The 26,935-nt window shown below is 65.1% G+C and carries 30 protein-coding genes; 16 read left to right on the forward strand and 14 right to left on the reverse strand.

The genetic code is table 11. The features are described from left to right. Positions 1-792: 792 nt before the first annotated feature. From ABZ293_RS26110 to ABZ293_RS26120, 3 genes are all read left to right on the forward strand, one after another. On the forward strand, positions 793-1,686 hold the full coding sequence (locus ABZ293_RS26110; RefSeq protein WP_355184730.1) for a class I SAM-dependent methyltransferase: 894 nt from the start codon (positions 793-795) through the stop codon (positions 1,684-1,686). Positions 1,687-1,715: 29 nt separating this feature from the next. Beyond that, entirely contained in the window at positions 1,716-2,612 is an 897-nt protein-coding gene (locus ABZ293_RS26115) for a phytanoyl-CoA dioxygenase family protein (protein WP_355184732.1), read from the forward strand. A gap of 70 nt (positions 2,613-2,682) precedes the next feature. Further along, a protein-coding gene (locus ABZ293_RS26120) for an IS5 family transposase (protein WP_355184734.1) occupies positions 2,683-3,506 on the forward strand; the annotation gives its coding sequence in 2 pieces (ribosomal slippage) (positions 2,683-3,030 and positions 3,033-3,506; 822 coding nt in all). Between the two features lie 4 nt (positions 3,507-3,510). Here ABZ293_RS26120 and ABZ293_RS26125 read toward each other — a convergent pair. Further along, complete coding sequence (locus ABZ293_RS26125) at positions 3,511-4,158, reverse strand: hypothetical protein (RefSeq protein WP_355184736.1); 648 nt, start codon at positions 4,156-4,158, stop codon at positions 3,511-3,513. A 483-nt stretch (positions 4,159-4,641) separates the two neighbouring features. Between ABZ293_RS26125 and ABZ293_RS26130 the strand changes: the two genes are divergently transcribed. Then, entirely contained in the window at positions 4,642-5,658 is a 1,017-nt protein-coding gene (locus ABZ293_RS26130; protein WP_355184738.1) for an NADP-dependent oxidoreductase, read from the forward strand. Positions 5,659-5,673: 15 nt separating this feature from the next. On the opposite strand, the gene ABZ293_RS26135 is transcribed toward ABZ293_RS26130, so the two are convergent. The 6 genes from ABZ293_RS26135 to ABZ293_RS26160 form a co-directional block, all read right to left on the reverse strand. After that, positions 5,674-6,660, reverse strand: coding sequence for a zinc-binding dehydrogenase (locus ABZ293_RS26135; RefSeq protein WP_355184740.1), 987 nt, complete (start codon positions 6,658-6,660; stop codon positions 5,674-5,676). A gap of 15 nt (positions 6,661-6,675) precedes the next feature. Further along, the gene (locus ABZ293_RS26140; protein ID WP_355184742.1) at positions 6,676-7,098 is read right to left on the reverse strand and encodes an organic hydroperoxide resistance protein; all 423 of its coding nucleotides are present in this window, start codon (positions 7,096-7,098) and stop codon (positions 6,676-6,678) included. Then, positions 7,095-7,550, reverse strand: coding sequence for a MarR family winged helix-turn-helix transcriptional regulator (locus ABZ293_RS26145; protein ID WP_355184744.1), 456 nt, complete (start codon positions 7,548-7,550; stop codon positions 7,095-7,097). Before ABZ293_RS26145 ends, ABZ293_RS26140 begins: the two co-directional genes overlap by 4 nt. Before the next feature lie 79 nt (positions 7,551-7,629). Beyond that, entirely contained in the window at positions 7,630-7,989 is a 360-nt protein-coding gene (locus tag ABZ293_RS26150; RefSeq protein ID WP_355184746.1) for a hypothetical protein, read from the reverse strand. Between the two features lie 77 nt (positions 7,990-8,066). Further along, the gene (locus tag ABZ293_RS26155; RefSeq protein WP_355184748.1) at positions 8,067-8,915 is read right to left on the reverse strand and encodes an SAM-dependent methyltransferase; all 849 of its coding nucleotides are present in this window, start codon (positions 8,913-8,915) and stop codon (positions 8,067-8,069) included. Positions 8,916-9,094: 179 nt separating this feature from the next. After that, positions 9,095-9,244: a hypothetical protein gene (locus tag ABZ293_RS26160; RefSeq protein WP_355184750.1), complete on the reverse strand. Its 150-nt coding sequence runs from the start codon at positions 9,242-9,244 to the stop codon at positions 9,095-9,097. 298 nt (positions 9,245-9,542) lie between these two features. On the opposite strand from ABZ293_RS26160, the gene ABZ293_RS26165 reads away from it, so the two are divergent. After that, positions 9,543-9,818 carry a hypothetical protein gene (locus ABZ293_RS26165; protein WP_355184905.1) on the forward strand — a complete coding sequence of 92 codons (276 nt, stop codon included), beginning with the start codon at positions 9,543-9,545 and terminating at the stop codon, positions 9,816-9,818. Between the two features lie 161 nt (positions 9,819-9,979). Here ABZ293_RS26165 and ABZ293_RS26170 read toward each other — a convergent pair whose 3' ends face one another. Then, complete coding sequence (locus ABZ293_RS26170; protein WP_355184752.1) at positions 9,980-10,510, reverse strand: helix-turn-helix domain-containing protein; 531 nt, start codon at positions 10,508-10,510, stop codon at positions 9,980-9,982. Between the two features lie 116 nt (positions 10,511-10,626). Here ABZ293_RS26170 and ABZ293_RS26175 point away from each other — a divergent pair, with 116 nt between their 5' ends. Then, complete coding sequence (locus ABZ293_RS26175) at positions 10,627-11,139, forward strand: SRPBCC family protein (protein WP_355184754.1); 513 nt, start codon at positions 10,627-10,629, stop codon at positions 11,137-11,139. Further along, on the forward strand, positions 11,139-12,188 hold the full coding sequence (locus tag ABZ293_RS26180; RefSeq protein ID WP_355184756.1) for an LLM class flavin-dependent oxidoreductase: 1,050 nt from the start codon (positions 11,139-11,141) through the stop codon (positions 12,186-12,188). The genes ABZ293_RS26175 and ABZ293_RS26180 overlap by 1 nt, the downstream gene beginning before the upstream one ends. Before the next feature lie 65 nt (positions 12,189-12,253). Here the strand turns inward: ABZ293_RS26180 and ABZ293_RS26185 are convergent, their stop codons facing one another. Continuing rightward, complete coding sequence (locus tag ABZ293_RS26185; protein ID WP_355184758.1) at positions 12,254-13,138, reverse strand: NAD(P)-dependent oxidoreductase; 885 nt, start codon at positions 13,136-13,138, stop codon at positions 12,254-12,256. Between the two features lie 268 nt (positions 13,139-13,406). Beyond that, positions 13,407-14,054 carry a GNAT family N-acetyltransferase gene (locus tag ABZ293_RS26190; protein WP_355184760.1) on the reverse strand — a complete coding sequence of 216 codons (648 nt, stop codon included), beginning with the start codon at positions 14,052-14,054 and terminating at the stop codon, positions 13,407-13,409. A gap of 156 nt (positions 14,055-14,210) precedes the next feature. Here ABZ293_RS26190 and ABZ293_RS26195 point away from each other — a divergent pair, with 156 nt between their 5' ends. The 5 genes from ABZ293_RS26195 to ABZ293_RS26215 all read left to right on the forward strand — a co-directional run bounded on the left by ABZ293_RS26195 (position 14,211) and on the right by ABZ293_RS26215 (position 18,841). Then, entirely contained in the window at positions 14,211-15,383 is a 1,173-nt protein-coding gene (locus ABZ293_RS26195; protein ID WP_355184762.1) for a serine hydrolase domain-containing protein, read from the forward strand. A 154-nt stretch (positions 15,384-15,537) separates the two neighbouring features. Then, positions 15,538-16,239, forward strand: coding sequence for a cupin domain-containing protein (locus ABZ293_RS26200; RefSeq protein ID WP_355184764.1), 702 nt, complete (start codon positions 15,538-15,540; stop codon positions 16,237-16,239). Between the two features lie 254 nt (positions 16,240-16,493). Then, positions 16,494-16,961, forward strand: a complete 468-nt coding sequence (locus tag ABZ293_RS26205; RefSeq protein ID WP_355184766.1) for a hypothetical protein — start codon at positions 16,494-16,496, stop codon at positions 16,959-16,961. Between the two features lie 27 nt (positions 16,962-16,988). Continuing rightward, the gene (locus ABZ293_RS26210) at positions 16,989-17,861 is read left to right on the forward strand and encodes an alpha/beta hydrolase (RefSeq protein ID WP_355184768.1); all 873 of its coding nucleotides are present in this window, start codon (positions 16,989-16,991) and stop codon (positions 17,859-17,861) included. Positions 17,862-17,962: 101 nt separating this feature from the next. Further along, positions 17,963-18,841 carry a DUF427 domain-containing protein gene (locus tag ABZ293_RS26215; protein ID WP_355184770.1) on the forward strand — a complete coding sequence of 293 codons (879 nt, stop codon included), beginning with the start codon at positions 17,963-17,965 and terminating at the stop codon, positions 18,839-18,841. Between the two features lie 9 nt (positions 18,842-18,850). Here ABZ293_RS26215 and ABZ293_RS26220 read toward each other — a convergent pair whose 3' ends face one another. Then, a complete protein-coding gene (locus tag ABZ293_RS26220; protein ID WP_355184772.1) occupies positions 18,851-19,528 on the reverse strand; it encodes a TMEM175 family protein in 678 nt (225 codons plus the stop codon). 89 nt (positions 19,529-19,617) lie between these two features. On the opposite strand from ABZ293_RS26220, the gene ABZ293_RS26225 reads away from it, so the two are divergent. Further along, positions 19,618-21,363: an MOSC and FAD-binding oxidoreductase domain-containing protein gene (locus ABZ293_RS26225; RefSeq protein ID WP_355184774.1), complete on the forward strand. Its 1,746-nt coding sequence runs from the start codon at positions 19,618-19,620 to the stop codon at positions 21,361-21,363. A gap of 21 nt (positions 21,364-21,384) precedes the next feature. Here ABZ293_RS26225 and ABZ293_RS26230 read toward each other — a convergent pair whose 3' ends face one another. Together ABZ293_RS26230 and ABZ293_RS26235 are read right to left on the reverse strand one after the other, a co-directional pair. Beyond that, positions 21,385-21,639 carry a class I SAM-dependent methyltransferase gene (locus ABZ293_RS26230; RefSeq protein ID WP_355184907.1) on the reverse strand — a complete coding sequence of 85 codons (255 nt, stop codon included), beginning with the start codon at positions 21,637-21,639 and terminating at the stop codon, positions 21,385-21,387. Between the two features lie 10 nt (positions 21,640-21,649). Next, positions 21,650-22,273 (reverse strand): three-helix bundle dimerization domain-containing protein, encoded by a 624-nt coding sequence (locus ABZ293_RS26235; protein WP_355184909.1) that lies wholly within the window; start codon positions 22,271-22,273, stop codon positions 21,650-21,652. 562 nt (positions 22,274-22,835) lie between these two features. Here ABZ293_RS26235 and ABZ293_RS26240 point away from each other — a divergent pair. The 3 genes from ABZ293_RS26240 (at position 22,836) to ABZ293_RS26250 (ending at position 25,710) form a co-directional block, all read left to right on the forward strand. Further along, the gene (locus ABZ293_RS26240; RefSeq protein WP_355184777.1) at positions 22,836-23,366 is read left to right on the forward strand and encodes a hypothetical protein; all 531 of its coding nucleotides are present in this window, start codon (positions 22,836-22,838) and stop codon (positions 23,364-23,366) included. Between the two features lie 97 nt (positions 23,367-23,463). Next, complete coding sequence (locus tag ABZ293_RS26245) at positions 23,464-24,711, forward strand: hypothetical protein (protein ID WP_355184779.1); 1,248 nt, start codon at positions 23,464-23,466, stop codon at positions 24,709-24,711. Positions 24,712-24,729: 18 nt separating this feature from the next. Further along, a complete protein-coding gene (locus ABZ293_RS26250; protein ID WP_355184781.1) occupies positions 24,730-25,710 on the forward strand; it encodes an AraC family transcriptional regulator in 981 nt (326 codons plus the stop codon). Here ABZ293_RS26250 and ABZ293_RS26255 read toward each other — a convergent pair. After that, positions 25,688-26,668, reverse strand: a complete 981-nt coding sequence (locus tag ABZ293_RS26255; RefSeq protein WP_355184783.1) for a hypothetical protein — start codon at positions 26,666-26,668, stop codon at positions 25,688-25,690. The genes ABZ293_RS26250 and ABZ293_RS26255 overlap by 23 nt on opposite strands. Positions 26,669-26,935 lie beyond the last annotated feature (267 nt).

A 26,935-nucleotide genomic window follows, 5' to 3' on the forward strand; every position in this document is an offset into this window, starting at 1 on the left:
ACGTTGTGCCTTTCCCCTGCCGTTGATATCTCGGCCCGGAGCCTTCTCGGCTGCCGGGACTTACGGCACTGCATCTGCGTGACCGTACTGACGCATGCGGCCCCCTATTCACGCCTGACACCGAGAGCTCACCCAATTGGAGTACGTAATGTACAGTAGCACAACAAGATTCATCCTGGGTTAAGTTCGGTAAGTGTGCTCAGCACGAGCTCGATCGCCCCACTCCTACCGCCTCGGCGTTCCCTGGGCGGCCCGTCCGCTGACCGAGCGGACGGGCGAGCAGCTGGATCTCCCGGTTCTCTCGCATGAAGATGCGCCGTCCGCTACCTCGCCACCATCCACATCGCTGCAATCAACCAATGGCTCCGATCCGCGTCAGAACGGGTCGACACACCCGCCCTCACCCGCTTCAACACAGGCCCTACTACCACCACATCATCCTGGTCATGCTCGCCCACGCCTTCCGCACCGTCAGCGACCCAAAAGCCCACACGCGCAGGGCCGGATCACAGTCGCCGACATCCGCCGTCTCCTCGCGGTGATCATGCACCCCAGCCGCACCCAGGTCCTCGCCGCCATGGTGAAATCCGCTCTGGTACACGCCATGTCAATCGACTCCGGATCCTTGCCGGAACTGCCATCAATTAGCTACGGTGGAACACGTTCGCCGAGAAAACCATTGGCAATCAGGTCAGCCACTCACGGGGAGGTTCCTGACGTCATCGTGGCCTGCAGGCCACACCAGAGGCCGAGCGGTCTATCCGACTCGACTTCACCGAGGATAGGGCCTCGATGATGGTATCGGAAATCAATGAATACCAAGGCGCGTCACCTGATGCGGTCCGCCATCACTATGACATCGGAACCGAGTTCTATCGGCTGTGGCTCGATAGCAGCCTGACCTACTCGTGCGCATCATGGTCCGAGGGCGACGATCTCGACCGTGCACAGCAGCGCAAGCTCGACTATCTGATCGAGCGGGCCGACATCGCCGGCGCGCAGCGCGTGCTCGACATCGGGTGTGGCTGGGGCGGTCTGATGCGGCGGGTAGCCGACCGGAACCGGCAGGCCCGCATCACCGGCCTTACTCTCAGCCGAGACCAATATGACTACGTCCGAACGCATTCCACAGATCGGATCGATGTCCAGCTCGAACACTGGAACACACATCATCCGGACCGTGCTTATGACGTCATATTCTGCGTCGGCGCACTCGAACACTTCGTGAGATTCGGACTGTCTCGCCGCGACCGCACCGCGGCCTACCGAGAGTTCTTCACCCACTGCTATCACATGCTCCGCCCAGGCGGCGGGCTGGTCATCCAGACGATCGGCAAGGGCAACCGGCCGCTCGACCACAACGCGCTCAACGATGTGCAGTTCCTGGCGAACGAGATATTTCCGGAATCGGATCCACCGCGACTGTCCGAACTCGCCCACGCCGCGGAGAAACTTTTCGAAATCGGTTCGGTGGTCAACGATCGTCACGACTACTCGACCACCTGTGCGGAGTGGCTGCGCAGGCTCCGGTCACACCGTACTGACGCGGAACGGCTCGTCGGCGCCCGCATCACCGAGGCATACGAACGTTATCTGGAGGCGTCCATCCGGCAGTTCGACCGGGAACACCTTGTGCTCTACCGAATCTCGCTTCGCAAGGTGGCTGATCCGCCGCGCGAGGCGTGACCGGCCCTCTACCCAGCGAGGAGTCATGCATGAACCCGGGACCCACGCCCCGCGTGAACGATGTCATCACCGAACTCGACGACCTGCGCGTCGACCTGGCTGGACGCCACCGGGCCACAGCCAGTGCGGGAGCGACGATCGACCCCGCGGTGGTCGATGCCGATATGGGCGCCCTCGACCGCGACGGGTACGTCGTTTTACCGGATCTGATCACACCCGAGGAATGCGAACGCATACGCGTCGCGAGCACGGCTCTGCTGGGCCGACTCGGCCGAAATACGTTCGAGGGCAAACAAACCCAGCGGGTGTACAGCCTGCTCGAGAAGACCCGCGCCTACGACCGGCTGCTCGACCATCCGCGCGTGCTGGCCCTGCTCGACCGGCTGTTCCTGCCGAATTACCTGCTCTCCCAGCTGCAGGTGATCAACATCCTCCCCGGTGAGCAGGCCCAGCTCCTGCACCACGACGACGGCTTCTATCCGATACCCAGGCCCCGCCCGCCGCTGAGCGCCGCGACGATGTGGGCCATAGACCCGTTCACAGATCGCAACGGCAGCACGGTGATTCTGCCCGGCAGCCACCGATGGGATGCACGCCAACCGACCGAATCCGACACCCGGGCCAGCGCGCGGATGCCCGCTGGTTCGTGCGTGTTCTACCTCGGAACCCTCTGGCACGGCGGCGGCGCGAACCAGACCACCGCTGCTCGGCTCGCCGTGACCGCACAGTATTGCGAGCCGTGGTTGCGCCCTCAGGAGGCGTACACGCTGTCGACCAGCCGAGAAACCGCGCTAGCGGTGTCCGAGGACATCCGCCGCATGCTCGGCTACAGCATCCACCCACCGTTCATGGGGGCTGTCGACGGCATGCACCCGAAGCGGCTTCTCGAAACCCCCGATCCGGCAGTCCCACAGACGGGCGCTTAGACCGTGTCTTACGTGGTTGTGATTCGTTGGGTGTGTGTCGTAACCGCTTGTGCGGCATGATGTTCGATTCGTGACCGACGAGTTGTCGAAACGTCTTGTGCCGGACGACCTCTGGGAGCTGGTTGAGCCGTTGCTGCCCAGGTTCAGTCCGCGCCCGCAGGGTGGGGGTACCGCGCGGACCGATGAGCGGGCGGTGTTCACGGTGGTGGTGTTCATGTTGACCAGCGGCTGCGCGTCGCGGATGCTGCCGCCATCGTTCGGAGTGACGGTGCCTACGGCGCACCGCCGGTTCACCGTGTGGACCGAGGCCGGACTGTGGCGCCGTTTACATTGCGCGATACTCGACGAGCTAGGCAGCCATGGCTTGATCGAATGGTCGCGGGCAGTGATCGACGCGGCGTCGGTGCGAGCGAAAAAGGGGGATCCATGACCAGGCCCAGCCCGGTCGATCGCGGTAAGTTCGGCTCGAAGATCCACGTGCTGTCCGATCGCGCGGGAATCCCACTGTCGGTGGGCATTTCGGCGGCCAACACCAACGACGCCGAGGCGCTGAAACCGCTCGTCAAAGCCATCCCCGCCGTGCGGTCGCGGCGCGGTCCGCGGCGGCGTAAACCAGCAAAGCTGCACGCCGACAAGGCATACGACAACATCGAGTCGCGTCGATGGATACGTGGTCGTGGCATCGGCATCCGCATCGCCCGCAAGGGCATCGAGTCCTCGCAGCGCCTCGGACGCCACCGTTGGGTGATCCAGCGGACAATATCGTGGCTGACCGGCTACCACCGGCTCAACATCCGCTACGACCGCAAAGCCTCGCACTTCCTTGCCTTCCTCACCCTCGCGGCCGCATTGACCTGCTACGAGAAGCTGACGAAAGCGAGGTCAACGCCGTGACCTGCTAGTACGTCGCGGCGGCGGTGACTGCGTCGGCAGGTGTGAACTCGTGGGCGTTCTCCGGGCATGTGGCGCGGCCGAACAGGAAGGTGAGCTGCCGGGCGACTGTGTGCTGCCGCCCCGCCACAGCGAGGCGGTAGAGGCGGTCACCGAGATCGGTAAGCTGGTCAGGGACGGCCGCAACCAGCGGGATCTTGTCAACGTCGCCGAGGGCGTAATCATCCCAGCAGGTGAAGAAGCTGTGCTTGCCGATAACGAGGAACATCGTTGCGAAGCACATCGGGCATTCGATCTCGAATTCCCCGGTGACCAATCCGTCCAGTTTCTGCGACCAAACCGTCGTCTCCTCGAAGGCAAGCATGGACTGCAGGCGGTATACGAACGCGTCCGGCTCGTGATCATCTCCCATACAATCCTCAACCAGCTCGGATCGAACTTCACGGAGCATAGCGGAGATTTCGCTGGCATATCGGTCGCGGATCTCGGCGGTGTACGGAACGGCGCTCGCGATCAGCGCACCGGCAAGTTCGACAGCTTGGAGCCGGTCTGCCGGGGTCCCGCTCGACGCTATTTCGGCGAGTTCGGGCAGCGCTGCACAGGCGTTCTCACCACTGTGCTGGTGGTAGAGCTCGTCCCAAAGATCTGTCCACACGCTGGTATCCGTGCCGTCGACCGAAAGTCTCGCAAGTAAGTCCACAGCCTGCGGGCGAAGAAGATTCGACACATCCGCTATCCAACCAGCCAAGCAGCTCGTCGTGTCCCCAGTGCTGGAGCCTGATAAACCGCCGCCCGGCCCAGACGGAATGCAACCCTCGCGAGGACAGGACCGACATGAGACAAGGTCTTAGCCGAATTATGCTGCTCTACCAAACCTTCCCGATGAGCCGATCCCGGCGCTCCCGCTGACCGGCCAGATCCGATTTAAGCTACCTACCGGCCGACAAATCTCGCGAATCCGCACAGAGCCCGGCTGCCGGATCTCTACCGATCTGAATAGAGGAGGAAACGATCCGACCGCTGCGGAGCGACGCAAAGCCAACCTGAAGGTTGCATCCGAAGGTGCCCCTAAACCATGCGATCGACTCGGGATCCAGTGGTCAGTGGTGAGCTCTGAACTACAACTACAATAAGGCATATGTTCCAGTCGACGAGAATTGTGCTGGTATCTCGGCCGGAGGGCGCACCGACTCCGGAGAATTTCCGGATCGAGACCGTGGGGTTGCCGGAGCCCGGCGCAGGGGAAGTGTTGTTGCGCACGCGGTATTTATCGCTGGATCCGTATATGCGTGGGCGGATGAGCGCCGCGGAATCATATGCGGCGTCGGTCGAGGTCGGGGATGTTATGGTCGGTGGCACGGTCGCCGAGGTGCTCGAATCGCGTGATCCGTCGCTGGCGAAAGGCGATGTGGTGCTGGCCTATTCGGGCTGGCAGACGCATCAGGTCGCGCCCGCGGCAGGGCTGCGCAAGCTGGATTCGGACAAAGCGCCGATATCGACCGCGCTCGGTGTGCTCGGCATGCCGGGCTTCACGGCCTATTCCGGACTGTTGAAGATCGGGCAGCCGAAGGCGGGGGAGACCCTGGTGGTGGCCGCGGCCAGCGGTCCGGTCGGTTCCGCTGTCGGCCAGATCGCGCGCATCAAGGGCGCGCGAGCGGTCGGCATCGCGGGTGGGCCGGAGAAATGCGCCTATGTGCGTACGGAATTGGGCTTCGATGTCGCGATCGACCACCGCGCACCGAATTTCGCAGACCAATTGCGCACGGCAGTCCCCGACGGTATCGATATCTATTTCGAAAATGTCGGCGGTGCGGTGGCGGACGCGGTGTACCCACTGCTGAATACCTATGCGCGCGTGCCGGTTTGCGGACTCATTGCGAATTACAATGCGATCGGAACGCCCGCCGGACCCGATCGGCTGCCCGGCTTCTACGGTCGCATTCTGACCAAGAGCCTGACGGTGCGCGGATTCATCCAGAGCGAATTCGTCCGCGAGATGTACAAGGACTTCTTGCGGGAGATGTCGGGTTGGATCGCCGAGGGCCGGGTCCGCTACCGCGAAGACATTGTCGACGGCCTCGAGCATGCGCCGGAGGCGTTCATCGGCATGCTCGAGGGCCGCAATTTCGGCAAGCTCCTCGTGCGGGTCGGATAGCGAACCCGGGCCGGATCACACCGGCTGCGGCGACAGCGCGATCTTTGCCGACCGCCCCGGCGTTTCGCTCGCGGCGGCGGCATCGGCCGCGGCCTCCAGCGGGTAGGTGGCCTCGACGTCGAGTCGCAGCGCACCCGTTGCCGCCATGCCCACCAATTCGCCGATCAGCCGCCGCATCTCCTCACTGCTGGTCTGCTCGGCCCGCTTGGTACCCCAAAAGCCCTTGATGACAGCCTGTTTGAAGATCAGCGGACCCGGATTGATGGATAGCGGCTGACCGGAGAGCGCACCGAACGAGATCAGCTCACCACCGGGGCCGAGCAGCGAGAGCAGCGCGTCGGCCGCCCGCCCACCGACCTGGTCCACGGCGCGCACGACCGGCGCGCCCGCCGTCGATGCGATGGCGCGGTCGAGCCAGCCCTCGGATTCGGTATCGAAGGCCGGCTCGAAGCCCAGCTCGCGCAATGCCTTTTCCGACGCCGAACCGCGCACCAGATTGAGCACATTGATACCGCGTTGCCGCGCAAGCACATTCATCAGGCGGCCGACCGCACCGTTGGCGGCATTGATCGCGATCCAGTCGCCGGGCGCCACCCGCAGATCCTCCAGCAGCATCAAGGAGCTGAGCGGCATTGCCAGCAGTTGCGCCGCCGTCTGATCGGAGATGCTGTCGGGCAGCGGAACCACCTGCGTCGCCCTGGCCAGGAAGTACTCGGCCCACACCTGGTGGATGCCGGAAACGCTCACGCGCTGACCGACCTCCAGCCCGGTCACATCCGCGCCCACCGCGTCGATCCGGCCGACGGCCTCGGTGCCCGGAATCGCGGGCAACTCCGGTTTATAGCCGTATATGCCACGGATGGTCGCCAGATCGTGATTGTGAATGGGCGCGAGAATGAGCTCGATCCGCACCTGACCCGCGCCCGGTTCGGGCGTCGGCCGCTGCGCGATGGTGAGCACATCCTTTGGTTCGCCGAAACTTTCGATGACTACGGCACGCATGGTGAATTCCTTTCGTCAGTCGTCAGCGAGGGTGACCTGGACGTCGATATTGCCGCGGGTCGCGTTGGAGTACGGGCACACCTGGTGTGCCTTATCCGCGATGGCCTGCGCCTCGGCGGGGGACAGGTGCGGCAGCGAAACCTCGAGGGTGACGGTCAGCTCGAAGCCGCCCGCCTCGTTCGGGCCGATGCCGACCTTCGCGCCCACCGCGGAATCGTCGACATTAGCGCCTTCGCGCTTGCCGACCAGGCGCAGTGCGCTGTGGAAGCAGGCCGCGTAGCCCGACGCGAAGAGCTGCTCCGGGTTGGTGCCAACGCCGCTGCCACCCATTTCCTTGGGGATGTCGAGGGCGAGGTCGAGCTTGCCGTCGGAGGTGCGGGCGTGGCCGTTGCGTCCGTCGCCAGTCGCGAGGGCTTCGGCGGTGTACAGGACGGTCATGTCTGACTCTCTTTCGATCGGGGGTGCAGCATCAGCGAATCGGTAAGTCGCCGAAGGGTTTCGCGCAGTGCGATGAAATCGTCGGGGGTCAGGCCGCTGGCCTCACCCATTTCCATTGGCAGACACCGTGCTTCGGTCCGCAGCCGGCGGCCGTGCTCGGTGAGTTGGACATCGACCCGACGTTCATCGGCCGCTGCCCGGCGTCGCTCGACCAACCCCGCCGCCTCCAGCCGCTTGAGCAGCGGGGACAGGGTGCCGGAATCGAGTAGGAGTGCCTCGCACAGGTCGCCGACGCTGCGACCGTCGCGTTCCCACAGCGCCAACATGACGAGGTACTGCGGGTAGGTCAGCCCTAGGCGTTCGAGCTTCGGGCGATAGACCGCCGTCATCGCCCGCGACGCGGCATACAGCCGGAAGCACAGCTGCTCGTCGAGAGTGAGGTGATCGGTCATGTCCATTACAGTAGCGGGCAATTATATTGTGCGCAACCAATTGGCCGTGGTTCATGTCACAACACCGTGCGCGGGCTGGTTATCCCGCGACGCTGCCGCCGCCGATGCCCAGATAGACGATCATGATGGTGAACAGGAACCAGCCCGCACCCTGCCAAATCGGCCAGCTCCTGCCGCGCCGCCACTCCCGATAGGTCTGCACGAACGCGCCGATGCCGCCGAGCATCAGCACCACGGTCGGCCCGCCGACTACCGCGGTCTTCGCGGGCGTATCACAGAGCATCATCTCCGCATTCGCGCAGGCTGCGCGGTTGGCCGCCCAAATCGCGGTGATCACGAAGACGACCGCGGCCACCGCAAGGACCGTCGCCACATAGATCGCCACCCGGCGGAAGGTCCGGTTGTCCGCCGTCCATCGCTTCTCCAGATCGTTGACCATGATCGATCACCTCACCGGTGGAGTTGCCGAGCGGTGCCGACCCAAACGTCAGCCGATGCCGCGCACGGACGTGGCGATCATTGCTTGCGGCCGACACCTGCCCAATACCACGCCGATTCGGGGTCGGTCTGGACGGCTCGAGCACCGCTCGTCAGGTGGCCGACCAGTTCCGGATGCCAGGTGACCACGGGAACGACGCCCGGTTCGACCAATTCGGTTCCGGCGAACAGGCTTTCGGTTTCGGTGCGGCTGCGCGGACGGAAGGTGATTCCGGCCGATTCGGCCGAGGCCACCACCCTGGCCATGGCGCGGTCGTCGAAGTCGGCGGTGGGATGGGTGATCACCAGGTGGCTTCCGGCCGGGACCGCGTCGAGCAGATTCTCGATGATCGCGTGCGGATCATCGCTGTCGCGGAAATACATCATGATCGCGACCAGCATGATCGCGACGGGGCGATCCAGGTCCAGCGTCGCGGTGAGCGCCGGATCGCGCAGAATTGAGGCCGGATCGTGCAGATCCGCATGGATGAAGGAGGTTCTGCCCTCGCGGGTGCTCGACATGAGCGCCCTGGCGTGTGCCAGGACGATCGGATCGTTGTCCACGTAGACGACCCGCGCGGTGGGATCGATGCTCTGGGCGATTTCGTGGGTATTGCCCGCGGTGGGGATGCCGGTGCCGATATCGAGGAATTGGGTGATGCCTGCATCGAGCAGGTAGCGCACCGCCCGGCCGAGGAAGGCCCGATTGGCGCGGGCCATGCTGCGAATGGCTGGAACATGGGTCGCTATCGCGTCGCCGAGTGCGCGGTCGGCCGGATAGTTGTCCTTTCCGCCGAGCCAATAATCGTAAACGCGCGCTTCATGAGCCACGCTGGTGTCGATTTTGGTCGGTGATCCGGTCACGGTTTCGGTCCAGCTGTCCGGCATGACGATTCCTCCTCTGGCGGGCGGGCCGTCGGGTACCCGCAACCGCCGAGCCGTCCACGGTCGACGGCCCACTACTGCGAATTTGCTCGCTCAGGATAGGCCCGGGGGACATTCGGCCCGCCGGGATTCGGGCGGCATTAGGGGAATGATTCGGGGGCCCGATCCGGCCGCGGAGCGGGCTAGCGCACGGCAGGCAGATCAGGTGGATTGCGCCGGGCGCTGTGCCGGATCTCGACCCAATAGGTCGCGATGACGGTGGTGTAGACGGCCACGATCACCGCGACCGGAATGACCAGCAGCAGTACGAGTAGTGGTAGCAGGAAATTCATGTGCGCTCCCCGATTTCCGGGTGATGTCGGCAAGAACGGTGGGTGGCGCCGCGCCGCGCCGATTCGCTATCGATCCCCTGCATTCAGCGATCCCCACCAAGATCGTAAGACCGGGAAAGCTCACCGGCATGCTCTGGGCAGTGTGAGTTGGGTCATGTACCGACCGGTGTGTCGTTGTCGCTACGTGATCTTGGTGAGGTTGAATCGATGAGCTAAACGCGCCATGGCGATCTATCGCGAAAGCTCTTCCGAACGTCCGCTGCAGTACCGGCATGCGACAAGGAGCATGAAATTGAGCATGATTCTCGCCGCGCTACACGACACCGTACTGGCCGAGGTCAGTAATCCGACACCGGAGGCGCCGCCGATGTCGGACAAGTTGATGCAAATGGGTCGGTACTTCACCTGGTTGATTCAGCTCTCCGGCGTATCCGCCATTACCTACGGCGGCGGTCGGTTCGCCTGGGAGAAATGGTCCGGTGGCCAGCTTCAGTCGCCGAAGATGATCGCCAGCGCGATGGCCGGTGGTGCGGTCGCGACCAGTGCGGGCACGATCATGAACGCGGTGATATAGCAACTTCGCAGCAGTCTGCGCGAACCGGGCGCCCGCACACATCGCGTGTGCGGGCGCCGGTGTTTCCGATCGGCGTCGTCCGCTCTCGTTGGAGTGGGTTCTTGTTCAAATTCCTTGGCACGCAACGTCTTTCTGATTCGTTAAGTTTCACAGAGGTGCTCTCAGGTGAGGTCGGCAGGCTGGCGGTCCGGATCGTCGATGTGGAACCGCCGTCGAATATTGGGGCGCTCCAGCAACTTCGGCGGGTATCCGGGGCCGGGCCGCGGGGTGACGTTCTGCGACGTCAGCGGCTGCTTGCAGTGTGAGCACACCACCTCTGCATCGGCGTCGTGACCGCAGGTGTCGTGTCGTGCGACGATGGGCGGACCGGCCGCACCTGCGAGCCAGCGGTCACCCCAAGCGGTCATGGTCGCGATGACGCCGTAGAAGTCGCGGCCGGATTCGGTGAGCAGGTACTCGTGGCGCACGGGCATGGTCTCGTACACGCACTTCTCCATCAGCCCGGCCTCGACCAGTCGACGCAGCCGCTCCGAAAGGGTGTTTCGTGCGATGCCGAGTTCTTGCTGGAACTCGTCGAAGCGGCGGATGCCGTAGAAGGCCTCGCGCAGGACCAGCGGCGTCCACCAGTCGCCGAGCAGGTCCATGGTGCGGGCCAGGGAGCAGGGCCAGTTCGCCAACGAGGTCCGTTTCATGTCGTCATCCTAGTGGGTCTTTCATTAAGACTCAGCTGTTCAATGCCGAGAGCAAGTCTTGCGCTGGTAAGTCTATCTACGCAACTATGGACGTCACCCGACGGAAGGAGCTGATTGTGGAGTGGACCGGGCAGGTGTACGCGGACACCCCGACCGTGGCGGTGCAGACCTACATCGATGCGCCACCGGATCGGGTGTGGAGATGCGTGAGCGATATCCACCTCATGCCGCGCCTCAGCGCCGAACTGCGCGCCGTCGAGTGGCTGGACGGCGCGACCGACCCCGGGGTGGGCGCGCGGTTCAGCGGGCAGAACGCGCACGAGGCGCTGGGATCCTGGGAGACGATCAGCACCATTGTTGAATACGATCCGGAGCGCAGCTTCGCCTGGGCGGTCGGCGACCCCGAATATCCCTCCAGCATTTGGCGTTTCAGGATGCGGTCCGAAGGTGCGGGTACGGTCCTCGAGCAATGGACGCAAATGGGCCCGGCCCGCTCCGGACTCAGCTACGCCATCGACGCCATGCCCGACAAGGAGCAGAAGATCGTCTTCGTCCGATTGCGTGAATTCGAGACCGGTATGAAAGCCAATCTGGCCGCCATCAAGGATCTGGTGGAGGGTGCGGCGTAATGCGTACCGCCACAACGATCGAAGGCTCTTCGGTCGGCTGGTCCGAGCTCACCGAATTCGTCGTCGAAGCCGAGAAGCTCGGCCTGGACATCTGCTGGGTGGCCGAGGCCTGGGGCACCGACGCGGCCACGCCGCTGGGCTTTCTGGCGGCGCGCACCGAGCGAATCCTGCTGGGCTCCGGGATCATTCAGCTCGGCACCCGATCCCCGGTGCTGATCGCCCAGACGGCCATGACCCTGGCCCAGCTTTCCGAGGGGCGTTTCCTGCTCGGTCTCGGCGCCTCGGGTCCCCAGGTCATCGAGGGCCTGCACGGTGTTCCGTTCGCGCGCCCGCTGACCCGCATGCGCGAAACCGTGCAGATCATCCGAGAGGTCTTCACGGGCAACAAAATCGCCTACCAGGGGGATCATTTCACCATTCCGCTGCCCGGCGGCGAGGGCCGTCCGATGCGGCTGAGCATGCAGCCCGTCGCAGTGCCGATCTACCTCGCCACGCTGTCGCCGAAGATGCTGGAACTCACCGGCGAGATCGCCGACGGATGGCTGGGCACCAGCTTCGTCCCCGAGGGCGCGCACGCCTACCTCAGCCATCTCGACGCCGGGCTGGCCCGATCCGGACGCACCCGCGCCGATCTCGATATCTGCCAGGGCGCGGAGATCAATATCGTCGCCGACGCGGCCCAGTTGGCGGCCGTTGTCGGCAGCCGCAAGCAGGAGCTCGCCTTCTCCCTCGGCGGCATGGGTTCTGGAACCACCAACTACTACAACAATGCCTACAGCCGCCAAGGTTGGGCCGATGTCGCCGCTCGGGTGCGCGAGCGCTGGCAGAGCGGTGACCGTGACGGTGCCGCAGCCCTCATCACCGATGAAATGGTCATGGCCACAACGCTGATCGGCACCGAGGATATGGTCCGCGACCGCCTGCGCACCTGGCGCGACACCGGCGTCGACACCGTTCGCCTCTACCCCGCGGGCGGCACCCTGCACGCGCGCCTCGACAACCTCGGCCGCGGAATCGATTTGATTCGTGGACTAGGCGATCGAGTGTAGGCGCCCCCAACGCATTTGCGCCTCGTCGTGGAATCGGTGATCGGCCGGTGCCCGGCGTGACCATGCTACCTCGGCAGTCCGGCCCGGCGGCGGGTCACGGCGGCGACGGCGGCCCAGTCCTTATCGCCGTCGCCGTGGGCCAGGGCGTCGAGGAAGGCGTCGCGCAGCACGCTGGCGAAGGGCAGCGGGACATTCGTCGCGGCGCCCGCGGTGAGGGCGAGGTTGACGTCCTTGAGGCCCAGGGGGAGTCGGAAGCCGGCTGGTTCATAGCGGCGTTCGGCGACCATTGCGCCGTAGCCGGCGTAGATCGGCCCGGGAAACAGTGTGCCGGTGAGCATTTCGACCAGATCGGTGGGCCGGACACCGTGGGTCTCGGCCACACTGCACGCCTCGGCCATGGACTCGATGGCGGAGGCGATCAGGAAGTTGACGCTGATCTTTGCGGCGTTGGCGTGGTGGGGGCGAGTGCCGAAATGCCAGGTGTGCCGGCCCATCGCGGACAGCAGCGGTGCTGCCTTCGTCAGCGCCGTCTCCTCGCCGGCGGCGAGAATATTCAGTTCGCCCGCGGCGGCCACTTGGGGCCGGCCGAGGACGGGCGCGGCGACGTAGCCGATGCCGTGCTCGGTGTGCAGGGCTTCGGCCTGCTCGGCGAGCGCGATCGAGACCGTCGCCATGTTGAGATGCACCGCTGCCTTCGCACCGACCAACAGCTCGGGGTCGAGCAGCAGCTGCTCGACCGCTTGGTCGTCGGCCAGCATCGAGACGACCGCCTCGGCGGCGAACACGTCAGCGAGCCGCCCGGCCGCGTCGGCGCCCTGCGCTACCAGCGCGGCGACCGGCTCGGGGGAGCGGTTCCAGACCAGCAGCCGATTGCCTGCCCGAAGCAGGCTGGCGGCCATGCCCTGCCCCATCGCGCCGAGCCCGACGAAACCAACGGTCATTCCGGTCATCGCACACTCCTCGTTGTCATCGTCAGCCGACCGACTCAACGGCGGCCGCTTGCTGGTCGAAGGCCGTGCAGCTGGGCCGATGCCGACCGAGCCAGAATCATCGTCCCCTTTGTCGGGCGCCGCCGCGGTCTATCTCGAGATGCGATTTTCGCTACCGAGCAGCTACGCCTGCGTTTCGCTCGGTGATTTCCACTACCGTGCCAGTGCGCCAACACCATCAGCGCCCGTACTGCTATCGCCTCGCCCTCGCGGCGAAGAGGTTCGGCCACTAGAGCGCGTCACCCAATGATTCCGGCTTCGCCCAGTCGGCTCGGTGTAGTTCGTACTCGACCTCGCCGTATTCGGTGCCGGGGAGCGGGTCATCGAAGTGTTGGTGAAAGGTTCGAACGTAGGTGAGTCCGGCCTTTTCCATCACCCGGCGAGACGCGATGTTGACCGCCATGGTCTGGGCCCATACCCGCCCGACGCCGAGTTGGGCGAATCCCTTCCGGATCAACGCCCGCGCTCCCTCGGTGGCGTATCCCCGGCCCCAGGCCGACCGGGCGAGCCGGTAGCCGAGTTCGACGTCGGTGCTGCTGCCGCCCTGTGGTGGCTGCAGGGCCAGCCAGCCCACAAACGCTCCGGTGGATCGCTCGACGGTGGCAAAGCGGCCGACCGAACTCTGCTGGTAATCGCGCAGGATCCTGGGTAGCACTCGGTGCTCGATCTCGCTGCGCGGTGTGGGCTCGCCGGTCAGGAACCGCATCACCGTCGGATCACTGTCCAGCCGGACCAGGTTGTCGACGTCGGCGTCGGTAAACCGACGCAACACGAGCCGATCGGTCTCCAGAAACACATCCACCAGCAAACCTCCGTAGCGACGACCGGCAGCATCCTGTCCGGAAACCGCCCAAGGGGTCCAACGTTTTTCGACCACCTACCTCCTACGGGCTACGGCGAAACCAGGGAGGTACGACCGTGGAGGTAGGGCGAACTCCGGGGGTTACCGGATAGGCGTGGGTGTACCTCGTGTCTACCGTCGTAGTTGTCATCTCGAAATGACCTTGGTCGCTTGGTGGAGAGAGGTAGCAGCGTGGGTGCGAGCATATTTCGGCGGTGCGGCCGGTACGCCATCGTCGCCGCCGCCCTGCTGGCCACGGCTGGCTGCGGCGGTAGCACGGCGACTCCGAGTACGGCGGCACCGCTGCCCGCGCAGGTCTCCGACGCGCTGTCCGACCTGGTCCGCTCTGGTCTGCCCGGCGCGCAGGCCGTCATCAGCGGACCGGATGGACAGCACACTGTCACCGCAGGTGCTGGCGACCTCACCACCGGAGCGCCCTATGCCGACCGCGCCCATATTCGAATCGGCAGCGTCACCAAGACCTTCGTCGCCACGGTCGTCCTGCAACTCGTCGCGGAGGGCACCGTCGAACTCGACGCCCAGATCGAGCGGTACCTGCCGGGTGTGGTGCAAGGCAACGGCAATGACGGCAACCGGATCACCGTGCACCAACTGCTCCAGCACACCAGCGGTCTCGCGGACTTTGCCCCCGAAGACCCCGCACACAAGCTGCCCCAGCAACTCGATCAGACGACCGACGGCAAGGCCTACCGCGACTTCACACCGGCCGACCTGGTCGGCATCGCGATGAGCATGCCGCCGCAGTTCGAGCCGGGAGCGCGATTTCAATACACCAACACCAACTACGTGCTGCTGGACATGCTGATCGAACACATCACCGGCCATCGGCTCGCCGCCGAGATCAGCAGCCGCATCCTAGAACCCCTCGCACTGCACGACACCTACATCCCGTTGGCCGGTGACACCGGCCTGCGCGATCCGCACCCGCTCGGCTACCGCAGTGTCGACGGCAAGTGGGTCGACGCCACCGACTCGGAGGCGGCGTGGGCAGGCGCTGCCGGCGCGATCATCTCCACCGGCGCCGACCTGAACCGGTTCTTCACCGCATTGGTGACCGGAAAACTCCTTCCGGCAACACAACTCGGGCAGATGGAACAAACCATGCCGATGTCGCCCTCGACAGAGATGACCTACGGTCTCGGCCTGATCCGATTTCAGATGCCTTGCGGGAAGGATGGGAAGGAAGTGAAGGAGGTCTGGGGGCACTCCGGCGGCATTCCCGGCTTCAGCACTCTGGCGATCGCCACGCCCAAGGGAACCGCGGCAACCATCAGTGTCAACACCGAACAGACCAACGACGAGTTTTCCACCGCGGTGGCCGCTATCAGTTGCGTGGTCGCCTGATCCGACAGTTGCGACCGATCACCACCCACCACAACCACGGCGAGCAAATGTGGCATCGGCGGCCCAGGTTTCCGATCCGGCGCGCCGAGCCGCCATCGTCCCTGGTCAGCGATAGCGTTGTTGATCCGACGACCCCGAAAAGAGCGGAATCGACATGCCGGAAGAAGACGATGCGGGCGAGGATCACCAGGGCCGAATGAATCGCCGGACCGCGCTCGGTGCCGGCGCTGCCGCGCTCGGCGGCGCCGGGGTGGGCGGCGCGGTGGCCGCGCACCTGTCGCAGGCCGCCAGCGAGACGGATCTGGCGATTACCAACGAGATCAACGCCAATCTCAACAACGCGCGGCACTTGTTCAAGATCACCGCTGCGGAACCGCAGCAATTCGACGGCGGCAACCTGCGCGGTGCGACCGAAGACAACTTTCCCGTGCTGTCCGGACAGAACGGCGCGGTCTACCTGGTCCGTTTGGAAGTCGGCGGCATCCGCGAACCGCATTGGCACCCCACCGCCTGGGAGCTGAACTACGTCGTTTCCGGATCCGCGAAATGGACGATCCTCGGCACGCACCTCGACGGTAGTTACCGCAACGACGTCTTCGAAGCCGGACAGGGCGATCTCGTTTTCGCGCCGCAGGGCTTTTTCCACTATTTCGAGAACGCTCGCACCGATATGCCGCTCGACGTACTCATCATCTTCAACACCAGCGTCCGCGAAGGCTCCGACGACATCGGAATCAAGGCCGCACTCAACGCCATCCCACGCGACGTGCTCGCCACCACCCTGGGCATCCCCGCCTCGGCGCTCGACGCCATACCCACCGACATCGCCCCCGTTGTCATCACCAAACGCCGCTGAACGCCGACGTGCAGCCCTACCACAACTGGGCACGGCCGAATCGAGGTACGGCAATCACCGGGCGTGCGAGCTGGTTGGTCCAGCCGACGGTGTTGCGGGTCGGTAACTGCATCCGAATAGCCGGTGTGGCGCGATCCTTGCGGGGTAGGCAATCGATCGAGAGCAGGCATCTCGTCATCACCCGTCACCGCGGTGACGGCGCCGGGCAACCGCTGCACGCTGGAAGGACATCCCGCCAAAACTAAGGAGCAGATATGTCCACCATTCACTTCAAGGAGACGACGAGCTCGACGCCCGAGCAGTTTGTCGCGGCGCTGACCGACTTCGGGCCCGGCCGCTCACAGCTGTTCGGCAACAGCACCGACCAATATCTCGAGGTGCATGCCCGGGGCCGCAACGAGGCCGACGTCACCGAGGGGTCGCGCGGCATCTGGGAACGCCTGCACTACGACTGGTCGGACCCCAATCGCGTCGTCATGACGACCACCGACTCCAACTTATGGGGCGGCCACTCGGGCCACACATACTCCTTTGCTCGCCGGCCCGACGGGAAGACCGATATGGATGTTGTCGTGGTGCGCGAGGGCAAGAACCTCAGGGGCCGGTTGCTCGGCGTGGTGGTCGGGACGGTCGGCAAGCGCGTCTTGAAGCAGGCGCTCGATAAGACCGTCAAGGCTGTCGAAGCTCGTAACACCGGCGCGGGAACGGCGGAACGTTCGTGACCTCATAACGGGCAAGAGGAGTCAGAGATGACCGCTGTTCATCACCGCTCCGCGACCGTGCAAGGCCAGAGGCTGTTCTATCGGGAGGCCGGTCCCGCCGACGCCCCGGCGATCGTGCTGCTGCACGGCTTCCCGACCAGCTCGTTCATGTTTCGCAACCTCATCCCCGCGCTGGCTGACCGATACCATGTGATCGCGCCGGATCACCTCGGGTTCGGGCTGTCCGCCGCTCCCTCGGTAGCCGAGTTCGACTACACCTTCGACGCCTTGGCCGACTTGACCGCCGGGCTGCTCGAACAGCTGCATGTGCCGCGCTACGCGATCTACGTGCAGGACTATGGTGCGCCGATCGGCTGGCGCCTTGCTTTGGCTGATCCGCAGGCCATTACCGCGATCATTTCGCAGAGCGGCAACGGCTACGACGCTGGCTTCGTGGACAGCTTCTGGACCACCGTCTGGGATTACCAGCGCGCGCAGACGCCCGAGACCGAGGCCAACATCCGCACCGCGCTGACCCTGGAGACCACGAGGTGGCAGTACCTCACGGGGGTCGCCGACGAGAGCCTGGTCAGCCCGGATACCTGGCATCACGACTTCGCGCTGCTGTCGCGGCCGGGCAATGACGCCATCCAGCTTGCGCTGTTTCGCGACTATGCGACCAATCCACCGATGTACCCGGCGCTGCACGAGTATCTGCGCCGCTGCCACCCGCCGCTGCTGGCGGTGTGGGGCAGAGGAGACGAGATCTTCGGCCCAGAAGGCGCCCGGGCATTCGCCGAGGATGTACCGGACGCGGAAATCCACCTGCTCGATGGCGGGCACTTTCTACTGGAGAGTGCTGGCGACGATGTCGCCGAACTGATCCGGGACTTCATGAGCCGCGCAACCGTCACTCGCTGACCTACGCAGAATCCCCAAGGCGCTGACCAAGAGAACGTCGAGCCCCATATCGCGCGAATTCGCCTCCAACGAGCACATCGGCCAGACGAAGGGAGAAGGCAATGGGTCTGGCATGGCAGCAAGGACCGTTGTCGGACAGGTCGGTGGGGCAGTTCCTGGTGGCCGAGCCGCTGCCGGAACGGCTGTTGTTCGCCGAACCGCTCCGCAGACGGATGCGTGTGCAATTCGGTGGGCAGTGGATGGCCGATAGCGAGGACGTCGTCCTGCTGCATGAGCCGGGCCGCTACCCGGTCGCATACTTCCCGCGCGCCGATGTTCGCGAGGGTGTCCTGGTGCCGGAGTCGCATACGACGAAACATCGCGACCTCGGAACGACGACGTGGTTCAGCGTGCACACCGCGGACGATCAGGCGCAGCGAGCCGCCTGGCAGTTCACCGACCTCCCGGCCTACGCCACCGTGTTGCGAGACCGCGTCGCCTTCGCTTGGCGGTCGATGGATGCCTTCTACGAAGAAGACGACCGCATCGTCGGCCATGCGGCTGACCTTTATCACCGCATCGATATGCGCCGGACCTCGCGGCACCTGGTCGTCCGCGACGGTGATCGGGTCGTCGCCGAGACACGACGTCCGGTCGCGGTCTACGAATCGGGCTTCGCACCCCGCTGGTATGTCCCCCGCGACGATATCGACGACTCCGCCCTGACCCCCGTGCAGGGCCAGACGTTTTGCCCCTACAAGGGCCTGGCCAGCTACTACGACATCGGGCAGCGCAAGCGTGCCGCATGGTCGTACCTGGAGGCATGGCCCGAGGTCGCCGCGGTGTCGGGGTGGGTGTCGTTCGAACCCGACATCGTCGACGTATACCTCGGCGGTAGGAAGCTCGTCCTCGAGCCCGGCCAAGTCGTCATTCCGCATGGCATCGACCGCGGTCTCGACCCCGACGAGCTGCGCGAGCGGAGTCGGATCCAGCATCGGTAGCCCTTCTGGTCATGGCTGCCCGCGGCGGGCGCGCCGTCGCTTCGCCCTGGCGGTCTCGCCCGATATTGGCAGCCAGTAGAAGGGAATGAATGCGGCGATCACGGCTAGGCCGAGAACCGGAAGCACGACACCCAGCAGGATTCCAGTTGCGATCCAAGCGAGGGCCAGTCGGAATCGCCAGGCGATGGCTCGCGCGCCGACGGGATCAATGGTGGCGGCGAGCAGCCGGTGGTTTCGACGCGCGTAGTCCCAAATGATATTGAACAGAATGGCTGCCAATTCGAAGGTGAGGCCGTGGAACACGACCGCCGTGCGCTGACCGTGTCCGTCGTGGAAGGCGTGGGCCAACACGGAGGCGGCGAACGGCAAGAACGCAATGTCCATCAGGAGCACGGTGTTCAGGAACAGCACCACCCGGTCGACACGACGGATGTGGTCGAACATGACGTGATGATTGACCCATATCTGCCCGATCAACATGAATGTGATGACGTAGGCGAGATAGGACGGCCATAGCGTGGCGAGGCCGTGGAGCAGGTGCTGGGTATCTTCCGGTACGCGGATCTCCAGGACGAGCAGAGTGACGGCGATGGCAATGACGGCATCGCTGAACGCGACGACTCGCGCCGGATCGCGCTCGGCGCCGAAGGCTGTCGAGCCGGTCTGCTCACCAACGGGTTCTGCCATTGCCCCAGTGTGCGGTACCGACCGCTGCCGAACGGGTACGGTCGACAACATCGCCGATGCCACACCGTGGCAGGAGGGAGGCGAGCGGGATGCCACGGCTACTGTCACTCAACATCGGGCTACCCAAGGACGTGCCGTGGCAGGGCCGGACCGTCCACACCGGCATCTTCAAATACCCCGTCGCGGGGCCGCTGATGGTCCGCAAGCTCAATATCGACGGGGACGGCCAAGGTGATCTCAAAGGTCACGGCGGGGAAATACGCGCCGTACTCGTCTACCAACGTCAGTCCTACGACTTCTGGCGGCACTACCTCGGACGCGACGACCTCGAATACGGCCGGTTCGGTGAGAACTTCACCGTCGACGGCCTACCGGACGACGAAGTCCACATCGGCGACCGCTATCGCATCGGTGACGCCGAATTCGAGGTGACCCAGCCCCGCGTCACCTGCTTCCGGGTCGGCATGCGCCTGGGCGAGCCCGAGATGCCTGCGCTGCTCGTCGCCCAGCACCGGCCTGGTTTCTACTTTCGGGTCATCACCGAAGGCCATGTGCAAGCCGGTGACGAGATCGTCCGTAGCCGCCTGGGTCGGCACCGAATGAGCGTCGCCACCATCGACGCGCTGCTCTACCTGCCCGATCGCGACACCGACCAACTCCGCAAAGCAGTCGACATCCCCGCGCTCAGCCCCGGCTGGCAGGCATCGTTTCACGACCTGCTCGACGCGGCGACCAGACCACCCACCACTCCACTGCCCGGTACCGAATCCGTCGGTTGGCCCGGCTTCCGGACACTGCGCGTCTCCCGCGTCGTACCCGAGAACGCAGCCGTGACGTCTATCTACCTGGAAGCCGAGGACCGCCGCCCGCTGCCCCGGCCGCAACCCGGCCAGTACCTCACCCTCCGCCTGCCCGGCGCAGCCCACCCACCACCGGTCCGCAACTACTCACTGTCCGCGGCGCCGTCCGACCGTGCGTACCGAATCAGCGTCAAGCGCGAGGCGCACGGCGTCGTCAGTACCTACCTCCACACGCGCCTCCGGGTCGGCGCTGTGCTCGAAGTCGCTTCCCCGCGAGGCGATTTCGTCCTACCCGCGGGCAACGACACCGACCCCGTGATCCTGCTGTCCGCCGGAATCGGGGTGACCCCGGTGCTGGCGATGCTGCACACACTCGCCGCCGCCCACAGCACGCGCGATATCTGGTGGGTGCATACTGCGCGCTCAGCTGCCGAGCACACCTTCGCCGACGAGGCCCATAAACTTCTGAGCTCCCTCGTCCACGGCCATGAGCACGTCTTCTATACCCGCGAAAGCTCTGGCGCGAACCTGGCTCCGGCGGTCACCGTAGGTCGCCTCGACCACGACGCCCTGGCCGCCCTCGACCTGCCCACCGCCGCGACCGTCTACCTGTGCGGCCCCGACGCGTTCATGACTGCCATGCGCGAGGCGCTCACCGAACTCGGCCTGGACGCCGCCAGCATCCACACCGAATTGTTCGGGTCACGACCGGCGATCAACCCCGGCCTCATCGGAGTCGCCCGCGCCGCCCCGCATCCAGCGCCCGGGCCCCCGGGCACCGGGCCTCGCATCACCTTTACCCGCAGCGGGCTCACCCTGCCGTGGAACGATAGATATGCCACCGTCCTCGAATTCGCCGAAGCCTGCGACATACCCACTCAATGGTCCTGCCGCACCGGCGTATGCCACACCTGCCAGACACCGATTCTCGCCGGTGCGGTCCGATACGGACCCCGACCGCTGGAACCTCCGGCACCGGGCACCGTGCTCGTCTGTTGCTCACAACCAGAGACGGACCTCATCCTGGATCTCTAGTGGGGATTTGTCCGATCTGGTTCACTGCGGTGTACCGGGTTTGGTGCAGGTGAATTGCACGACGTCGATGCGGCCGCAGCGGGCGTGGTCGGCGCATCCGGTCAGGTACCAGAGGTAGGCGTTGTAGGTGTCGGGTCCGGTGAGCTCGATGGCGCGGTCGCGGTGCTCGTGCAAGGCGTCGGCCCAATGGTCGAGGGGTGGTGACGTAGTGCGGTTCCATCGACTGCATGCCGGTGACGGCGAACCCGGCGCTGCTCGGCGGGCTCGGACCGCGATTTCTCGCCGGTCAGCGGGCCACCGCGAGGTCGAGGCTGGCCAGCAGGTCGATCACGCGTTGGTTGATATCGTCGCGGATCGGTCGCACCTCGGCCACCGGCAAACCGGCCGGGTCGTCCACGATCCAGTCTTCGTGCCGGACGCCGGGTACGACCGGGCACGAGTCGCCGCATCCCATGGTGATGATGATGTCGGCGGCCAGGATGATCTCGTCGGTCCAGGTCTTGGGGAACTCGTGGGAGATGTCGATGCCCACCTCGGCCATGGCCGCGACCGCTGCCGCGTTCAGCGCACCGCTCGGCTCCGACCCGCCGGACCAGGCCAGTGCTCGATCCTGTGCGTAATGCTCGAAGAAGCCCAGAGCCATCTGCGAACGGCCCGCGTTGAACGCGCACAGGAACAGCACCACCGGTTTCGTGTGTTCGATGCGGCCCTCCACCTTGGCCCGAGCGTGCAGCTGCTGCCGGGCGAAGCGCTCGGCCAGCAGGGGCAGATACAGCTGCACCGCCGCGCGCGCCCCGATCTGGGCGTATGAGTCGTGGAGGTAACGGTGAATCGTGTTGGCATCGAACAAGATCGTGAACTCCCGCTGCAGCCGCCGCTCGGCGCGGGCGAGCGCGGTGGCGTGCACGATATCGAGGAGTCGGTAGGCCGGGGTGATCTCGGCGTACCCGGCCTGGTTCGTCCGCTCGGGCGTAACCACATCAGTCAGGGTGACACCGGCGCCCTTCCGCGGCAACCGAACTGGGGATGAACCGGATAGAACCCGCAGATTACGACACGGCGTACCGCCGAAGAAACCCCTCGGTACGATGCGTGTCGCGAAAACCGTTAGCGCAGCAGCCTTTCGCAGGATGGCGAAGTCAATCCATCTCGACGTGCACGGACGATGGCATGCCCCACCCCGGTGCCGGGCCGGCTGGCGCGTCGATTGGTTGATGCGCCTGCTGTGTGGGTGGCGGCGGTTGCCGCTCGGTCGGAGCCGGCGCGAATACCCGCTGGTTTTACGCTGAGGGGCAGTGAATCTGCGTTGATCGGCACGGAATGTGTACTTGGTCGAAGCAGCGAGCACCGGTGGCCGACACTGCTCGGGTAGGCGCACGGTCGACCAACCTCGGAGGTCCCCATGAGGGAGCCAGCCCGCCTGTTACCCGCATTGCACAACCAACGAAAGGCGTTGTGGTGGTGGATGATTCATGACCGTTCTGGCATTGGACATCGGCCCGGCGGAATTCGCCGCGAGTCGGGTGGCCGGCCGCGTCTGCACGCGTGACATCCTGCGAATCCCGATACCGGCGAATGCGGTGTGGGACGGTTGCCGGGATCTGCTACTCGATGTCGCCGGAGACGACGAGATCGCCGCGGTCGGTATTGCCTGCGCCGGGCCGATCGACAAGTTGGCCGGAATGATCGCCCCAGCGGGAGTTCCGCAGTGGCACAGTGGATTCAACATTGTGACAGCGGTGCGGAGGCTATTCCCGGTCGCGGCCGTCGAGGTGGCGACCGACGGCCTGTGCGTGACCCTGACCGAACGAAACCTCGGCGGAGCGCACCGCTCGGAAGCAATTCTGGCCGGCGCCGGCATCCTCGGTCTGCTCGCAGCGGAACGAGTGGCACGCAACACACCACCCGGCCTAGGTGCCGTACATGTCACCGGGCACTTCCACGACCGAGCCGACTACCGCCCGGCCGGTCGAGCGATATGCGGTCGCCGCCGGCCGCGGTGAGCAAATTCCCGATCCCGCGAGTGCATCGACGCACCCTTACCTTCCAACAGGCGTGATGTACATGGCCATCAACCTCAACGAAACCGATAATCTGACAATGAAATTCCCATTCGAGGAGCTGACCCCCAACCAGCTCTCGTTCGCCGAACGTGACGAGCGGTATCGGCAGCTGCACGACTGGCCCGAACCCAGCTATCGACATCACTCCGGCCTACGGATGGTCTGGCGCTACGACGACGTGCGGGAATTGATGGAAGCGGCCCGCCCCGGCATCTCGAACGCGAAATCGTTGGAGCCGCTGGTCGGTTTCGGGCGCATTGCGGCCAATCCCCGCGCCGTCGGCCATCTCTGTCGGCATCTGGTTCCGTTGCCGGCGAAGGCGACCGCGGATCTGACCGACGGTGTCCTGCACAAACGGGTATGGGACACCTTGGCGGGCCCGGCGGGGCATTTCACAGTGCCGACGGCGCAGCGCCCGCACAAGATCGAAGAGTTGACCGAGCATTTCCACCACGCGCTGCGCACCGAACGCGACGCGAGTGACCACACCCTCGACGTGACGTCCCTGTCGATCGATTACGCGGCCCGGATCGTTGGTGCCGCGGTCGGTTTGCCGCCTGCGGACTGGCGGCATGTGGCGACGTGGAGCGGGGCCCAGTCCGGACTGCTGGGTCGGCGGATGCGCGGCCGTGAATTGGCCGAGGCGGTCGCCGGTCTCGGTCGGCTGTTCACGGTGAGCGCCGCCGCCATCGCATCATCCGGCGGACGGGATCGGATGGATGGATTGCCCGGCCGTCTGCACGCTGCCCGCATTCCCCGTCGAGTTGCCGTGTCCGCTATGGCCAACTCGCTGGCCGCGGGCGTGCATACCATCAGCGGTAGTATTCAGCAGGGCCTGCAGCGCCTGCTGAGCAATCCGGACCGGCAATGGTGGCATCTGCTCGCCGACCAGGCATCGGCGACGCACGTCGCGGCCAAGGTGCTTCAGCTCGACCCGGGTCTGGTGGCTTGGAAGCGGCATGTCGTGGGCTCGCTGACGCTGCGCAGCGGCACCGTGCTCGCGCCAGGGCCGGTCCTGGTGATGTTCGCCGCCGCCAATCGAGATCCGCGGGCCTTCCCGAACCCCTTGGATCTGCACGGCCCCGGCAAACTTCCGCTGACCTTCGGATTCGGTAAACACGTCTGCCCCGGCAAGCAGTTGGCGCAGCTCGCAGTCGAGGTGTTCCTGCGGGAATTGCGCGTTCTCGCACCGGCCGCGCGTCTGGTACCGGCGCAGCAGCCGTCTCGGGCACGCCCGTCCGACTTGCTGTTCAGCGGAGCCGACCTCATCATTGTCACCGGCTGAACCATTCGAGGTGTCGCAATGGAGTACTACGAGCTCGACATCGCGGATGTCGACGAATGGACCGAAACCGCAAACAGTTTCGTCCCGATGGATCATCGCTACCGCGAACCCGAGCGCTGGCAGGTGGCCATGACCGTCCAGCAGACAACCACCTACCGCCTACTGCGCTGGGATCAGCCCGGTGACCGGCTGGCCTTCCGCACCCCGTCGAACATCCGTCGGGTTTCGGCCGAGGACTTCTACTGGGTGGTCGTCCCGCAGCGGGGACAGTTCGCCGCGGCCGACGAGCGCGGAATGACCCAGATCGCGCCAGGGCAGGCGGCGGTGGTAGCACTGGATCGGCAGTGCCGGTTGCATATTCCCGCCTCGGTGGCCTATGGCTTCCAGGTGCCGCGCGCCGAGTTCGCGCGACCCGGCCTACAACGTCCGGTGCTCGACCTCGGCTCGGGTCTCGGCAGGATCGCCGCGGGCATGATCCGCGATCTGCATGCCGAGCGGTCCGCGCTGACCAGCCGGGAGTTCAACGCGGTCTGCGACCGGATCGCCGAGCTGCTCTGCATGATGACCGAGGGTGATAGCCGCCCACAGCAGACTCATTTGACAGAGCTCGCCGAAACCGTCCGGCAGTACGTGCGCCAGCACATCGGAGCAGCGGACCTCCGGCTGCCCGAGGCGGCGCGGGCATTGGGCTGGTCGCCGCGACAGCTGCGCACCGCGCTGCATCAGGCGGGCACCACGTACCGGGAAGTGCGCCAGGACGAAGCGCTGCGGGCGGCTCGGACCATGCTCGAAAACCCCGAGACGACAGCAACAATCGGAGAGGTCGCCGCACGCAGCGGCTTCACCCTGACCTGGTTCTCCGCCGCCTTCAAGGCACGATACGGCGAGACACCCCGAGAATTTCGCAAGCGCAGGTTGGCCGAGACGGTCCGGCCGACAGCGACTCTCGGCCCAAGTGCCGCCGCCACAGAGAGCGCTACCCGGTCACTCGCTCCATGAGCTCGGCGAGCAACCGCAATGCCCGATCCATCTCGGCTTCGGTCATCCGAGCCATACCGCAGGATGTGCTGAGGCCACCGAATGGGCGGCTGTAGTACTGCCGGGCCTGTGTCAGTGCCGTGACGATTCGTTCCGCATCGGCCTGCTCGTGCACGATGCCGGCATAGATCGGCACGTCGGTGGTCAGCTGTTCCAGTTGCCGATACATATCCGGGGTGTCGACGAGTGGCAGCACATCGGCGCCGGCGAGCGGAAGATGAATTCCTTCCAGAGTTCTGCCCTCGGGCCATGCCGCCACGATTGCATTGGCCAGCAGGACGACCGGTTCGTATCCGTTGATCTGCTTCATCCAGCTGGTGTGTTCCCAATCGCCGCGGCACAGATGGATGGTGACCCGGGCGCCTGCGGGCATACGGCGCACGAACTCGGCCAGATCCGACGCCAGTGCGACCGCCTTTGCCGCGCGTTCCTCCTGCGACTCGATGGTTTCCATTGTCACCGTGCGTCCGGGGCTCTCCAGCTGGAACACCACATCGCCGTGGAACAACCGATGGATGGCCGCGATCTCCTCCAGTGCCGGTTTGCGGAAAGACTCGTAGTGGTCGGTGACGCCGGCCGCTCCCAGAGCGAAGAAAGCGTGGTCGTAGGGGTCGATGATATTCGCTTGATAGGGCTTCTGTTCGCCGTGCTCGTGGATCATGCGGTCCAGAATCGGTTTGGCCGCCTCGGCCTGCTCGAAATAGCCCAGCAACACAGGAGGGATCTCGAGTTCAGCTTCGCCCCGGTACTCGTAGCTCGGCATACCTTCGTATCCCAGCTCGATATTTCCGTTGTCGACTTTCGTCATGCCCGGAAGTGCGAAGGTGGCACGCAGGCGCGGCATGATCCAGCTGGGAAAAGCCGTGTCTCCCTCCGGAAATGAGGGCAGATAGTGCCACAGCGATTCGAATTTCCGCATCGCCGTCTGGCGTGTCGGAGCGTTGGCGCTGCCCACCAAATAGGTTACTGGAAGAGAAAGATTCGTCACCGTTGGCCGTCCTTTCATCCATGCGGTGCGGGGAACTCTAGCGACGGAACAGGGCAGTGACGGTTCCGAGTGTTCTCGCTGGTGGGGACTCGTGATGCACCGGCTGTTCCCACCATCTGCATCGCTGCCCGGCTTTGTTTTTGTGCCGTCGAATTCTGTTGCGAGGCAGGAGCTGTGGATTTGCATGGCGAGGCCTGC

It is taken from the genome of Nocardia sp. NPDC005998 (assembly GCF_040614395.1).
Lineage (GTDB): Bacteria > Actinomycetota > Actinomycetes > Mycobacteriales > Mycobacteriaceae > Nocardia.

Coding starts and splice junctions, on each gene's coding strand:
- ABZ293_RS26110 (WP_355184730.1), top strand. CDS start 793: ATGATGGTATCGGAAATCAATGAATACCAAGGCGCGTCACCTGATGCG.
- ABZ293_RS26115 (WP_355184732.1), top strand. CDS start 1,716: ATGAACCCGGGACCCACGCCCCGCGTGAACGATGTCATCACCGAACTC.
- ABZ293_RS26130 (WP_355184738.1), top strand. CDS start 4,642: ATGTTCCAGTCGACGAGAATTGTGCTGGTATCTCGGCCGGAGGGCGCA.
- ABZ293_RS26135 (WP_355184740.1), bottom strand. CDS start 6,660: ATGCGTGCCGTAGTCATCGAAAGTTTCGGCGAACCAAAGGATGTGCTC.
- ABZ293_RS26140 (WP_355184742.1), bottom strand. CDS start 7,098: ATGACCGTCCTGTACACCGCCGAAGCCCTCGCGACTGGCGACGGACGC.
- ABZ293_RS26145 (WP_355184744.1), bottom strand. CDS start 7,550: ATGACCGATCACCTCACTCTCGACGAGCAGCTGTGCTTCCGGCTGTAT.
- ABZ293_RS26150 (WP_355184746.1), bottom strand. CDS start 7,989: ATGGTCAACGATCTGGAGAAGCGATGGACGGCGGACAACCGGACCTTC.
- ABZ293_RS26155 (WP_355184748.1), bottom strand. CDS start 8,915: ATGCCGGACAGCTGGACCGAAACCGTGACCGGATCACCGACCAAAATC.
- ABZ293_RS26160 (WP_355184750.1), bottom strand. CDS start 9,244: ATGAATTTCCTGCTACCACTACTCGTACTGCTGCTGGTCATTCCGGTC.
- ABZ293_RS26165 (WP_355184905.1), top strand. CDS start 9,543: ATGATTCTCGCCGCGCTACACGACACCGTACTGGCCGAGGTCAGTAAT.
- ABZ293_RS26170 (WP_355184752.1), bottom strand. CDS start 10,510: ATGAAACGGACCTCGTTGGCGAACTGGCCCTGCTCCCTGGCCCGCACC.
- ABZ293_RS26180 (WP_355184756.1), top strand. CDS start 11,139: ATGCGTACCGCCACAACGATCGAAGGCTCTTCGGTCGGCTGGTCCGAG.
- ABZ293_RS26185 (WP_355184758.1), bottom strand. CDS start 13,138: ATGACCGGAATGACCGTTGGTTTCGTCGGGCTCGGCGCGATGGGGCAG.
- ABZ293_RS26200 (WP_355184764.1), top strand. CDS start 15,538: ATGCCGGAAGAAGACGATGCGGGCGAGGATCACCAGGGCCGAATGAAT.
- ABZ293_RS26205 (WP_355184766.1), top strand. CDS start 16,494: ATGTCCACCATTCACTTCAAGGAGACGACGAGCTCGACGCCCGAGCAG.
- ABZ293_RS26210 (WP_355184768.1), top strand. CDS start 16,989: ATGACCGCTGTTCATCACCGCTCCGCGACCGTGCAAGGCCAGAGGCTG.
- ABZ293_RS26215 (WP_355184770.1), top strand. CDS start 17,963: ATGGGTCTGGCATGGCAGCAAGGACCGTTGTCGGACAGGTCGGTGGGG.
- ABZ293_RS26220 (WP_355184772.1), bottom strand. CDS start 19,528: ATGGCAGAACCCGTTGGTGAGCAGACCGGCTCGACAGCCTTCGGCGCC.
- ABZ293_RS26225 (WP_355184774.1), top strand. CDS start 19,618: ATGCCACGGCTACTGTCACTCAACATCGGGCTACCCAAGGACGTGCCG.
- ABZ293_RS26240 (WP_355184777.1), top strand. CDS start 22,836: ATGACCGTTCTGGCATTGGACATCGGCCCGGCGGAATTCGCCGCGAGT.
- ABZ293_RS26245 (WP_355184779.1), top strand. CDS start 23,464: ATGAAATTCCCATTCGAGGAGCTGACCCCCAACCAGCTCTCGTTCGCC.
- ABZ293_RS26250 (WP_355184781.1), top strand. CDS start 24,730: ATGGAGTACTACGAGCTCGACATCGCGGATGTCGACGAATGGACCGAA.
- ABZ293_RS26255 (WP_355184783.1), bottom strand. CDS start 26,668: ATGCGGAAATTCGAATCGCTGTGGCACTATCTGCCCTCATTTCCGGAG.